The organism is Methanococcus voltae, from assembly GCF_024807655.1.
Classification (GTDB): Archaea; AGJL01; Methanococci; order Methanococcales; family Methanococcaceae; genus Methanococcus; species Methanococcus voltae_D.
This window is the reverse complement of record NZ_JANUCR010000004.1, coordinates 146,828-159,981: the sequence shown is the minus strand read 5'-3', so window position 1 is coordinate 159,981 and position 13,154 is coordinate 146,828. Positions and strand designations below refer to the sequence as shown.

Below are 13,154 nucleotides of genomic sequence, written 5' to 3'. Positions count from 1 at the left end.
ATTTAACTTTTTGAAAAATAAAAATAAAAATAAAAATAAAATTACCGAGTGCATATATGAAACTATTATATAATAGTAATCACATATAGATACATACCGGACGGTAGGTAGATATTTATGAATAATATTACATTGGAAAAAGAACCCAGTATGGATACAAAGGAAACTATATTAAGAAACGCTACAGAATTATTTTTAAATAAAGGATATGATAGAACTTCATTAAACGAAATTGCCAAATCATCGGGAATTACAAAGGGAGGAATCTATCATTATTACAGTAGTAAAGAAAAACTACACGACGCAGTTATAGATTATATTTTTTCAAGGTTATTTGACCCTTTGATTGAAGATATTAAAAATGAAGCGTCCTTTAAAAAAGTTATTGATTTAGTTTTAAATATGGATGAAGGATATTACGAAGAACCGCAAACATTTAGGGAGAAATATAAATATTTAAAGCTTTTTGTAGATTATTTAGAAAAAACTCCCGAATCCATAGATATAATTAAACAAAAAAATGAAGAATTTGCAAAAATTATTGTATCGAAATTTTTAGAATGTCAGAAAATAGGGGAACTTAAACCAGATTTAAACCCGTACAAAATAACTGCTAAACTATTTGCTTTTTCTATAGGCGTTAAACATTGTTTTGGTCAATTACATTTTGAAAAATATAAATCAGAATTAAAAAAGGAATTATCTCAAGAACTTTGGGATTCCATAAAAAATGAATAATATATAATAGTTAGATGACTTATAAATTTATAAAGTTATTAAATTCCCACAACTTTATTAATTATTCTTATTGTTATTTTTTATCATTATTCGTTTATTATTATTATTATTATTATTTTATATTATTATATTATATTATATTATATTATATTATATTATTATATTAAGAGAAGTATATTAAAAATAAAATACTATTTTTATAGAATTTAATTAATTCAAGTTATCCATTATTAAATTACAATAATGGATAAAGATAAATAAAATAAATTTAAAACATACTGAAATAATTCAACTTATGCTACATACCGGAAGGTAGGTAGGTAGGTTTATATAGTAGATTATACACATACCTACTGGTAGGTATTACAATATCAAAGTTGATATTGGTGATTAAATGATAGAAAAAGCACTTAGCAAGATAGCTCATATTTCTGAGAGAAGGCCGTTCTTGGTTGTTGCTATTGTGATGCTTATTACAGTTTTTATGGCCGTTATGGCGGGCACTGTAAAAACTGAAACAGGCTATGAATCGATGTTACCTGATGATAACCCCGTTATACAAGCATTAGATGACGTAAGGGATAAATTCGGCGGTAGCAGCGTCATAAACGTTGCAATTAAGTTAACGCCATCGGATAACTCAAATCGGGTAAATGATATTAGAGACCCCGAAGTTTTAAAGGCTGTCGATTATATAAAACAAGACATAGAAACGATGGATTCCATTACAAGAGTTTCTGCAACTTCTGATGTAATTGTTGAGCAAAATGGTGGGATAGTACCGAATGATATTCAAACGGTTAAAACTATATTTTCAGGATTGCCTGAAGATAGTAAATCAAAAATATTTGGTAATGACTACACTATGATATTAATTTCTGCAAATACAAATGCAGATTCAACAAGACAGAAAGAACTTGCAAAAGACTTGATGGATAGGGTTAAGGAAGCCCCATTACCTGCAGGAACTACGGCAGTTGTTACAGGTTCTCCGGCAATCAGCCAAACTATGACTGATTTAATGAATGAGGGAATGGTTACTACAACAATATTCGCAATGGTTGTAATCTTCCTTATCTTATTGCTATACTTCAAAAGCCCGATAAAATCTGTGTTGCCACTTATACCGGTTGTTGTAGCGGTGATATGGTCACAAGGTTCAATGGGTATTTTAGACATACCAAGAGATACTGCGAGTTCATTGGTTTCATCCTTATTGCTTGGTTTGGGTATTGACTACGGTATACACCTTTACCACAGATATAAAGAAGAAAGAAAACTTGGTCATTCACTTGATAAAGCTATTGAAACAGCAGTTGTTTCGACAGGTAGCGCAGTGATGGTAACTACAGCTACAACTGTTGCAGGTTTTGGAGCTCTTACAATCGCCCCATTACCAATGATGGCTAACATGGGAACTACTTGTGCGTTAGGTATTGCATTCAGCATGGTTGCAGTAATCATATTATTGCCAGCGTTGATTGTGATAGATGAGAAACATACACCAAAAATAATAAATGGATTTAAATTTTTGAAAAATAAATTATAATACGTAAAATAAGAATATTACATAAAAATTAAAAATAATTAAAAATAATTAAAAAATAATACCAAAAATGTATATAATTACTCTAAAATAGGTGAATTTATGAATGCTAAAATTCTTAAATTATCACTTTTGGGATTAATACTTACATTAACTGCTATTTCGGGAGTAAATGCAATCCAAATAGATGACCCACAATACAGTCCCTCTGTAATAAAACCAGGGGATGATGTGGATATTTGGATTAAGGTTACAAACGACGAAGGAAACGACAGAATAATTAAAAATTTAGTCGTAGAGTTGGAAGACGGATACCCAATAGAGATAAAACAAACTAACCCTGCAAAGGGAATTTACACAATATCTAATTTAAATAAAGGAGAGTCAGATTTAGCCCACTTTAAGGTAAATATTGACAAAAACGCCGAAACTAATGACTTTAAAATTTACGTAAAAATCACATACGACGTTTATGAAGACAATAATGACAAATCTCCAAGACATGAAACAAGGGATAAAACATACTATTTACCTGTAAAAGGAGAAGCAGACTTCGAATTAACCTCCGAGGACGTTCAACTAATCCCTGCTTCAAATATGGATTACCCAATTATTATTAAAAACGTTGGTACAGGGATTGCAAAAGATATTAACGTTATAGTAGGTAGTTCAACATACATAAACCCCGTGGGTGGAGTAAAATATACCATTAAGGAATTAAACCCTTTAAGTAGCGAAGAAGTAGTTTTAAATTTACACGCTGACTCAGAAACTACAGAAGGCTCTTATATTGTACCAGTGCTTTTAAAATGGACTGATGAAGACGGTACAGTACAAAACGAAACTATTGAATTTGGAGTAATTGTAGAAGGAGATGTTAATTTAGGTATCTCTAATGTAATTACAGAACCAGCTGAAATAAAACCAGGAACAAACTACATTAAAATAAGTGTAGATATTACAAACAACGGCCACGGTGAAGCTAAAAACATTGATTTGAACTTAAAAACTTCAGAACCATTTAGCGACAGTGGTAGTAATGTAAACTTTAAAAATATCGGTACATTAATCAGCGGAGACACAAAAACCGCAATATTCTACGTTGATTTAGACAAATACGCAAGTGCTCAAAAATACGATATACCTCTTGAAATTACGTATTTAGACGCATACAATAAAGAACATACTGAAAATGAGAACATTAGCGTACTTGTAAAAACAAAACCAGAAATTGAACTTGTAAATAACGACTACACGCTTTACGCAGGTAGACAAACTGAAATTATGGTTACAGTGGAAAACGTAGGTACTGAAAAAGCTGAAAAAGTTAAAATAACTGCCATAAAGAATTCAGCTCAACCTTTCGATTACACTGAAAAAACTGATGACATTGGTACATTAGAAATCTTCGAAAACGGTACAGGTAGATTAGTAATTGAAACAGAAGCTGACGCAGCTGTTAAAGATTATTTAATCAACTTAGAAATTCGTTCCGTGGGAGACCACGAAAAAGGAGATGAAGATGTATACGTAAGTCAAAAAACGCTTAAAGTACACGTTGAAAGGCCTGCCGGTTCTTATTTGCTACCAATTTTAGGTGTTATAATAGTTCTGGCAGGTGGTGTGTACTATTTAAAAGTATACAGGCCAAAAAAGAAATCCAAAGTAGAAAATAATTAATAAATAACTAAATATGACAATAATAATAATACTAAATAATGAATAATAATGGTGTCAAATCATCATATATTATTTATAAATTAACTATAAATTGCCTATAAATATGCCCAATAATAAAATATATAAACAATATATGACAAAGTAATAAATTGTATTAAATTTTTTTAATTTAATACTACTTGTCAAACAACAACAACAACTTTTTTTTATTTTTTTTATTTTAAATCAAAATCAAATTTATAATGTTTAAACGAGTATATCATATACAATATTTATTATTTTACAACATATCGTTTAAAAATTAAAAAATAGTTTAAAAATAGTTATTTTATTATTTTATTATTTTATTTTAAGTTTTAAATTCATTCGAATATAATATTACAGGTTCAAAATTATCACCGTATAAAATGCACTTTAAATATGCGTAATTATATTTTGGAACTCTTATATTCAATACGGCATAACCTTTGCTACCTTCAGGGTATTCCTCATTTAAAAGCAAATGGTAATCCTCTAAAAGGTTATTATTTTTATCGAATATCATAATATACATTTCAGGATATTTTGCAGTACCAGAACCTACATTCTCAACGTCGCATACCAAATTGTAGTAAACGTATAAATTATCCGTTTTTGTAAGGTTTGCATAGAAATCAAAATCCATACGTGGAATTTGCACCAATGGAATTACTTGGGCCTCTTCATACATATATTTACTCGGTAAGTCTCCTATATTCCAATCTTCGCCGGTAGTTTCTACGTAATAATATCGAGTATTCTTATAATTGTAGTAACTACCTGTGTACATACCATTGCATTTTATCGCCACACCCATATGATCGCTAAATTCTATTACCATTACATCATAGCCCAGCTCGTTTAATATGGCAGATATAATTATTGAAGTATCTTCACAATCACCCCCTTCATCGATTAACGTTTCTACAGGATATCTTGGGTATTCATCGTAGCCTGTTGTAATGTTATCAGAGGTATACTCTAAAGATTGAACAAATGTGCTCACTAAAAGCACGGAATCATATTCAGAATAATTGTTTTTAACGATTATATCATTAAATTTATTTGATAGATATTTTACAAATTCTCTATCGTTATCGGATAGAGCATATTGTGCATAATTATATTCTTTATCGTGAGGTTTATTTTTATAATATTCATACATTAATTTTGGAATTATTATCTCGATAGTATGTGTTTTTGAATTATATTCCCACGTATAATTCTTTAAATAATGTATTGATGGGTTATACACTAAATTTTCATAATCTGGCTCGTAATATTCGCCTAATGAACTATTATATATTTCTGATTCGCTATTTGTGTTTTTAGAATTTGAATATAAATCATTATTAATATTATTTCCATAACTATAATAATTAAATTTATCAACTATTTTAAACTTTGAGAGTTTATAAATTCCAAGCGGTAATCTCGCAGTTAAAATATAGTCCCCCAAAGGCAACGTATTAATTGCTAAATCTACATCGTAATTGTTATTCAAAACTGGTATTTTATAGTAAACTTCCCGTAATACGTGTTGATTTGAAATATTTACATATAAACTTTCTGGATTTCCTGTAGTTTTGCCATATATTGATAAATTATCATCATTTGTTAATATATTTGATTTTAAGTTCAAAGTTAGCGATTCTGGGATTCTTGACTCATTTAATTTGCCACAATAACCCGATACATTTATTATAGAGTATTCTCCACTCTTAAATAACGTTAAATTATTAGTATCTGTGGAAGCTACAACCCCTAAATTTTTAGATGTTTTAGTGATATTGGCATTAGAATTGAGATTATTAACATTAATGTTATTAGTTTTATTAGTAGCATTATTATAATTAATACTAAAAATATACAAGTTTGGCCCATTAGATTCATTTAACTCATTAGATAGATTAGATTGATTTTCATCGACTTTAATATAATCTATAGGTTTATTGGGTCTTAAATCGTACTGGAACCTTAAACCTTTTATAAAACTTTCTGAATCATAATTTGTATTAAACATATATGATATTATTGAAAAATCAAGCAATTTTTCTTTAAAAGATGATTCACCATATCCATTTAAATTATAAAACCCAGTGATATAATAATTAAAAGTGTAATTCGACTCATAATATGGCTTTTGAGATAAATAACCACGTATTGATGTAAAGTTATACAACCCTTCAAAATTTGCATCTTCCAAAATTTGCATATTTGGGTCAAAAACTGTAGCATTTAGATATTCTGATTTAGTTATCTGATGTGCAACTAAATCCGTTAAATTAGATGAATTATAGTAATTATAGTAATTATAGTAATTACGAGAATTATCCGAATTATATAAGTAATAAGAACTGTATGAACTGTTTAAAGTAGATATATTTGATATATTCGATATATTCGATATATTTGATAAATTGCTGTTTTCCGAAGCTTTGGATTCAAAACCAGATATTGGTTGATTTGGTTGATTTGGTTCAGCCGCTAAAAAATTTATTGTCAAAAATATTAAGAATACCCCGATGAGTGATGAAGTTAAAAATTTTAAATTCATAGATATACCCCCAAAATACTAAAAAATAATAATTTAACCCCCAATAATAAATTAATGATAAATTAAAATTAATTTATACATAATAATGTCATAAATACGATAAAATTAATATTTGCCCCTATATAATTATTAAATTAATAGGTAATATATGTTTTAAGTTTTGAATTATTTGAAAAGATATATGTATTAAAAATTACAAAATTATATATGAATATTAAATAACCTAAATTACTTTAAAAATACATAATCTAATACAAGGGGTGAATTATGGAAATTATAAAGTATTTGGCGATGGCTTATGCAGGCGAATGCCAAGCAAGAAATAGATATACGTTTTATGCCAAAATTGCCGTTAAAGAAGGCTATCAACAGATAGGAGATTTATTTTTAAAAACTGCCGAACAAGAATTACAACATGCTAAATGGATGTATAAAATGATTAATGGGTTGAAAAAACCTGATGAAACCTATTTGGAACTCTCTGAAGAAGTTGGAATACCTACTACTTTTGGGACTACAGTTGAAAACCTGACTGCATCAATACACGGCGAACACTTTGAAAACAGCGAATTATATCCAAAAATTGCCAAGATTGCGGACGAAGAAGGTTATCCAGAAATTGCAGACAGAATGAGAGCAATCATAATTGCTGAAAAACATCACGAAGAAATGTATACAAAACTTTTAAATCTTATAAACAATGCAAAAGTATTCAAAAGAGATGAAAAAACTATTTGGGCTTGTAAAAAATGCGGATACTTGCACGAAGGATTAACGCCACCGGAAGAATGTCCTTCTTGCGACCACCCGTACGAATACTTCTCAAAATTATGTGAAGACTTCTAATTTAAATAATAAATTAAAAATAAAAATAAAAATAAAATAGATTATTGCGTTATTATTAAATTATTATTAAATTATTACTAATTTATTACTAATTTATCACTTATTAATATACTACCACTTTTTTTAATTTTAATTATACACATAATTGAACTATTAGTTTTAATTTTAAGTTTTAAATTACAAAAATTAAAAGAATTTATATATTAACAAAATAATAAAAATAACCATAAACTAAAATTAGGGGATTATATGGCATCGTGTATTGACCAATATAGATACGAAATACTTTTAAAAGGCTCATTTAAAGAATGCAATGATTACATTCAAAAAAACAGTAAATCAATTGTCGAAATAAGCCCGGGCGATGAAATATTAGATGGAATAATGATTATAGGCGTTCCGCCAATATATATGGGTTTTAATGAAGATAATGTATTATTTCCATTCACAAAACCCTGTTATGGTACGCACGTGTTAAAAGTTTCAATGGATGAATATATGGAAGGTACTAAAAAAATGCGTTCAAAAACTGGCGATAATAAAGAAAATAAAGAAAATAAAGAAATAAAAGAAGAAACGGAAAAAAAGGGGATTCTTTCGAAATTAAAATTTTGGTAAATTTATGAATTTATTATTTTTATTATTTTTATTATTTTTATTATTTTTATTATTTTTATTTGTCATAACTTATAACTTAATTATAAATTATAATTTACTTCATAAATAAAATACCATAAATTAACCCATAAATTATTAAAAATCCAAAAGTCGTGCAATCAATAGCTTTTAAAGATTGATAACCTTTTTTTAACGTTATTTCGCCCTGTCCAAGTTTATAATAACCTATTTTTTCCAACTGCATATCTAACGAATTTGCCAATACTGCCATAGTATAACCAGAATTAGGCGAAGGTGTTTTATTTCCCTGATAAAAGTATCCTTTTAACCCTTTAAGTATGCTACCACCATAAAATGGTGCTGAAATTGCTAATATCAATCCTGCAATTCTTGAAGGTATAAAATTAGCAATATCATCTAAATATGCGGAAAATCTACCATAATAATTGTATTTTTCATTTTTATAGCCCAACATCGCATCCATTGTATTTATCGCCCTGTATATTACAGCCCCATATATTCCAAAAAATATGGTGTAAAATAAGGGCGCTATTATACTATCCGTGATATTTTCGGAAGCACTTTCAATTCCTGCAGATATAATATGACTTTCATCTAATTCAGCTGTTTTTCTGCTTACAATATGTTGTACGGACTTTCTCGCATTTTCAAAGTCATTGTTTTTTAAATATTCAAGAGGGGATTTTGAAAACTCAATTAAAGACTTATGACCGATTACTGTTGAAATAACTATGGATTGACCCACTAATTTTAAAAAACTTGGCAAAAAGTTTAATAAATAATCAACAATTGAAACAATAATCAACAATATAAAAATTACAGATAAATTTAATATTATTCCTTTTATTAAATCCATTTTTGGATTTTTAGAATTGGAAGAGGGGATTATTTTCTGAATTTTATATATGATATTTCCAATCATAACAACAGGGTGCATATTTTCTGGCAATTCCCCAAAAGTACGGTCAAGTAAGTCTGCCACTAATAAAACGAACGGGTTAATCATATTATCATCTATTATTAAGTTATTACTCTTTATTATTAGTTTATTCTTTTATTATTTTTATTTTATTATTCTTTTTATTTTATTATTCTTTTTATTTTATTATTCTTTTTATTTTATTATTCTTTTTATTTTATTATTCTTTTTATTTTATTATTCTTTTTATTTTATTATTCTTTTTATAATCCGAATATTTTTCCAAATTCCATACCAAAATAAGCTACTATAATATATCTTGGTAATTTACCCACAAAAGTGGCTATTAAGAAAGGTTTAATTGGCATTTCGAATATACCTGCCAACCAAGCGACTACTTTATACGGGACTGGGGTAAATCCTGCGATTACAACCCCCCAAACACCATATTTTTTAAATAATGCTTCTCCTCTCTTGTAATTTTTTTCACCAAAAAGTTTTAAAAAGGCATCTTCGCCTAATTTTTCACCCAACATATAGCCCACATAGCCACCCAATACTGAGCCCGTTATTGCCACTAAAACACTAATCGTTAAGTTTAAACCAAAAATGGTATTACTTGCCAAAAAAATGTCTGGTATTATGGGTTGAATAAACGATTCAGTAAAAGAAATTAAAAATAAGCCCATATACCCATAATCTAAAACCATCTGCTCTGCAATTTCTGCAAGAGATTCAAACATATTTGCACTTCCATAATTTTAATAGTATTATATTATTTTTAAATTTTTAAATTTTTGCGTAAATTTTATTAAATGTTAGCCCCCGGGTTTAAAAAAGATAATAAACTTTATAATATTTATATGTAAATTATTAGGTTATTTTTGCTCAAATTCTCTGACTAATACTCTTAATACATCAGTTTGAGAAACTACGCCCACTGGGTTTTCATATTCGTCAATTACCAATAAACCGGTAATATCTGCGTGCAACATAATTTGAGCTGCGTGTGCTACACTCTCATTTTTGTTTATTTTTAAGATATCCTTTATTGCAAAGTCTTTTATTTTTGTGTCAAATAACTCAAAGATACCTTTATTTACAAAAACGTTTACTAAATCCCTATAGCTGACTACACCTACGATTTTAGTGTCTTCTTCGATAAAAACTCTTCTAACGCCTTTTTCGTGTAATTTCTTGAATGCACTATATAGACTTTCTTCCGGACTTACTTTGTATATTTCGGGGTTCATTACTTCGTTAACCTTCATTTTTACACCACATTAGTTCTTAATTATTTTAGTAGTATTGTTATTTTTAATTTATTTTTAATTTATATATCTTATTTTTACTATTTTATCATTACAATTCGATATAAGTATATTATAATTATTTATTAGATTTATTAGATAATAAATGTTTTGATTAAATTTAAACGGATAAATATTGTTGTATCACATATTTAAATTAAATTAACTCAAATGTAGTATTATATGTTTCTTTTTTATCAGTACTGACTAATTTAGGCAATTTTCCACGTATGCCAACATTTTCACCCATTGCAATAAAAACGCCATCAATTTTATCAATTTCGTCTGCTCGCTCCAAACACTTTGAAATGGCTTCTTCGGGCGTTCCTTTAGCGTAATTACCTATACTTGTAGCTGCTGCGTCGGCTATGTACGCATTTCTTGCAAAAACCACGACTGCGTCAGCATTTCCCAAACTAACAGAATGTCCAACAGTTCCCGAAGATGTACAAACACCATATCCCTTTTTTAAAGTTTCTTTTTTTAATTTAAAACCCAGATGTCCGCTTATATTCGATTTTCCCGCATAAAGTCCAATTACCGTATCTTCATTATCACAGGGTTTTCCATTTTGCTTTAAGTAAATATCGCCCCCATTTTCAGCCACGGGGTTTATACAATCATTTTTTATCAATTCTTCCACCACTAACTGACTAAAAGTACCTGCAACGCTTGCCATCGGCCCTACATTTGCGTTTTTTCCCGCTTCTATCATATTAGTTATTATATTTGGAATTTCATCCTCATTCCTTTTAATGTTGAAAATAGAATTATCCATTTGATTTAAATTTAAAGGTTCGTAAGAGGTTAAAAATAGGGGGTTTTTTAAGATATAATTTTCGAGAATTGACCTATTTTTAATAATTGTATCTTTTGCAATTTTCACAAATTGATTATTTTTATTGTTAATTTTATTATTTACATTACCATTTTTAAATTTTAAAAGAATATTTGTTTCTTTTATGGATAATTTCGCCGTAAATTTTTCTTTAAATTCGTTTAAATTAGATTTTATCATAAATATCCCAAGTTTTGTTAAATTTAAAGTATTAAAAAATAAAATATGAATAATATATATTTATAGATTATCATAAAGTATTGCAATTATTATAAATTAGTATGGAATAGTATAGATTTTTATTCGTTATTTTTTATTCCCATTTTGTAGTATCTATTTCATGCTCAGACTTTGCTACAACTGTCGTACCCACAGTATCACCCATTACGTTAACTAATGTCCTACCCATATCCAATATAGCATCTACACCCAATATCATAGCATATGCAGCGGCTACAGAAGGATTCTCCAAGGATATACCGATACTTGCAAGAACCATTGCTAACATTATAGGTCCTGCACCAGGGACACCCGCAGCCCCTATTGATGCAAGTAAAGCAGTTAAAACGATTATCATTTGTTGTTCAAGCCCTAATGGCACACCAATTGCATTTGCAATGAAAAATACGGCTATACCTTGATATATCGCCGTACCGTCCATATTTAATGTAGTACCCAGAGGTAAAGTAAATGAATAAATCGATTTGGAAATCCCTAAATTTTCATCTGCAACTTCCATAGTAATCGGCAAGGTGCCACTTGAACTTCTTGTCACGAATGAGGTTATAATAACGTCTTTTACCTTATTAAAAAACTTTAATGGATTAAATTTAAAGATTCTGAGGATTATGCCATAAACAATTAATATCTGTATTGCATAACCTACAAACATAATTGAAGTAATTCCAAATAGTGAATAAATCGCTGTAGTTCCTTGTGTCCCCATTACGTAAGCCATAAGTGCGAATACGCCAATCGGTGCATACTGCATTACGCCCTTAACTATTAAGTACATTGCTTCAGCTAAAGCTTCAAAAATTTTATAAAAAGTCTTTGCAGAGCTGGATATCCTCTCATTTTCATTATCTATAAGATAACTTAAAGCTATACCTAATATCACTGCAAAGAATATTGTAGGCAATACTTGACCTGACGCAATAGCCGTAAATGGATTTGTAGGTACAATGTTTAAAAAGGTGTCTATTAACGAAGGTGCTTGATTAACAGTAATTTCAGCAGTATTAGAAACTAATTGTAAACCCATACCTGGTTTAAATATATTTCCAAGAGATAAACCGACTATTACAGCAAAAGCTGACGTTAACATATAAAACAATACTATTTTTAAGCCCACTCTTTCCAATCTTGCAGGACTAATGCTTGCAGAACCTACAATAATCGTAGACAATATTATTGGAATAACCAACATCTTCAACAGTCTTATAAATAAATCACCCAACGGTTTTAAGAATATTATCGATTCTCCAAACATAATGCCCACAATTGAACCTAAAATCAGCCCAATAAGTATTTTATTTAAAACTGGGTAGTTTAAATAAGCTTTTAGTAAATTCATAATATCCCCGCCATACATATTAAAAATGATAAGATTAAAATAATGTTCTAAAAATTTTTAAAAATTGAATATTAATAAAATTATACGATATATTTTATATTAAAGTTGCTATTTGAATTAAAATAATTAAAATAATTAAAATAATTAAAATAATCAATATACTTAATATATTGTAATATAAGCATATTTGTATGTATATAGTATTTTATCGATATATTGCCACTATTATCAATAAATTTAATAACAATATCAAAAAACTAATAGATTGATTTTTATAATACTTTTAACATAATAATGATTTGCATAATAAGAATTTATGCAAGTATTGTAATTAAATAATTATTTGTTAAACGAATTTACATATAACTTACATATAATAATCATAAATTAAATTTAATAACACTAAATACTTGTAATCCTTTATTGTGCAATATGTATACACCACCATAAGTAATGAATTGATTAACGGGGCTAAAATAAGTCAATA

11 protein-coding genes are annotated in these 13,154 nt (G+C 28.3%); 5 read left to right on the top strand and 6 right to left on the bottom strand.

From position 1 onward, the window contains the following. The first annotated feature begins 117 nt into the window (after positions 1–117). From J3E06_RS06050 to J3E06_RS06040, 3 genes are all read left to right on the top strand, one after another. On the top strand, positions 118–738 hold the full coding sequence (locus J3E06_RS06050; RefSeq protein ID WP_013179728.1) for a TetR/AcrR family transcriptional regulator: 621 nt from the start codon (positions 118–120) through the stop codon (positions 736–738). Positions 739–1,132: 394 nt separating this feature from the next. After that, on the top strand, positions 1,133–2,287 hold the full coding sequence (locus tag J3E06_RS06045; RefSeq protein WP_013179727.1) for an efflux RND transporter permease subunit: 1,155 nt from the start codon (positions 1,133–1,135) through the stop codon (positions 2,285–2,287). 99 nt (positions 2,288–2,386) lie between these two features. Then, positions 2,387–3,964, top strand: coding sequence for a COG1361 S-layer family protein (locus tag J3E06_RS06040; RefSeq protein ID WP_013179726.1), 1,578 nt, complete (start codon positions 2,387–2,389; stop codon positions 3,962–3,964). A 349-nt stretch (positions 3,965–4,313) separates the two neighbouring features. Here the strand turns inward: J3E06_RS06040 and J3E06_RS06035 are convergent, their stop codons facing one another. Beyond that, complete coding sequence (locus J3E06_RS06035) at positions 4,314–6,539, bottom strand: hypothetical protein (protein WP_013179725.1); 2,226 nt, start codon at positions 6,537–6,539, stop codon at positions 4,314–4,316. 267 nt (positions 6,540–6,806) lie between these two features. Between J3E06_RS06035 and rbr the strand changes: the two genes are divergently transcribed. Together rbr and J3E06_RS06025 are read left to right on the top strand one after the other, a co-directional pair. After that, positions 6,807–7,385, top strand: coding sequence for a rubrerythrin (gene rbr, locus J3E06_RS06030; RefSeq protein ID WP_013179724.1), 579 nt, complete (start codon positions 6,807–6,809; stop codon positions 7,383–7,385). A gap of 249 nt (positions 7,386–7,634) precedes the next feature. Further along, positions 7,635–8,003: a DUF1894 domain-containing protein gene (locus tag J3E06_RS06025; RefSeq protein WP_013179723.1), complete on the top strand. Its 369-nt coding sequence runs from the start codon at positions 7,635–7,637 to the stop codon at positions 8,001–8,003. A 94-nt stretch (positions 8,004–8,097) separates the two neighbouring features. Here J3E06_RS06025 and cbiB read toward each other — a convergent pair whose 3' ends face one another. The 5 genes from cbiB to J3E06_RS06000 all read right to left on the bottom strand — a co-directional run bounded on the left by cbiB (position 8,098) and on the right by J3E06_RS06000 (position 12,667). After that, positions 8,098–9,030: an adenosylcobinamide-phosphate synthase CbiB gene (gene cbiB / locus J3E06_RS06020; protein ID WP_013179722.1), complete on the bottom strand. Its 933-nt coding sequence runs from the start codon at positions 9,028–9,030 to the stop codon at positions 8,098–8,100. A 176-nt stretch (positions 9,031–9,206) separates the two neighbouring features. Then, a complete protein-coding gene (locus J3E06_RS06015) occupies positions 9,207–9,686 on the bottom strand; it encodes a YqaA family protein (protein ID WP_013179721.1) in 480 nt (159 codons plus the stop codon). 135 nt (positions 9,687–9,821) lie between these two features. Beyond that, on the bottom strand, positions 9,822–10,214 hold the full coding sequence (locus J3E06_RS06010; protein WP_013179720.1) for a CBS domain-containing protein: 393 nt from the start codon (positions 10,212–10,214) through the stop codon (positions 9,822–9,824). 196 nt (positions 10,215–10,410) lie between these two features. Beyond that, complete coding sequence (locus J3E06_RS06005; protein WP_013179719.1) at positions 10,411–11,271, bottom strand: UPF0280 family protein; 861 nt, start codon at positions 11,269–11,271, stop codon at positions 10,411–10,413. A gap of 133 nt (positions 11,272–11,404) precedes the next feature. Beyond that, positions 11,405–12,667 carry a dicarboxylate/amino acid:cation symporter gene (locus J3E06_RS06000; RefSeq protein WP_013179718.1) on the bottom strand — a complete coding sequence of 421 codons (1,263 nt, stop codon included), beginning with the start codon at positions 12,665–12,667 and terminating at the stop codon, positions 11,405–11,407. Between the last annotated feature and the right edge of the window lie 487 nt (positions 12,668–13,154).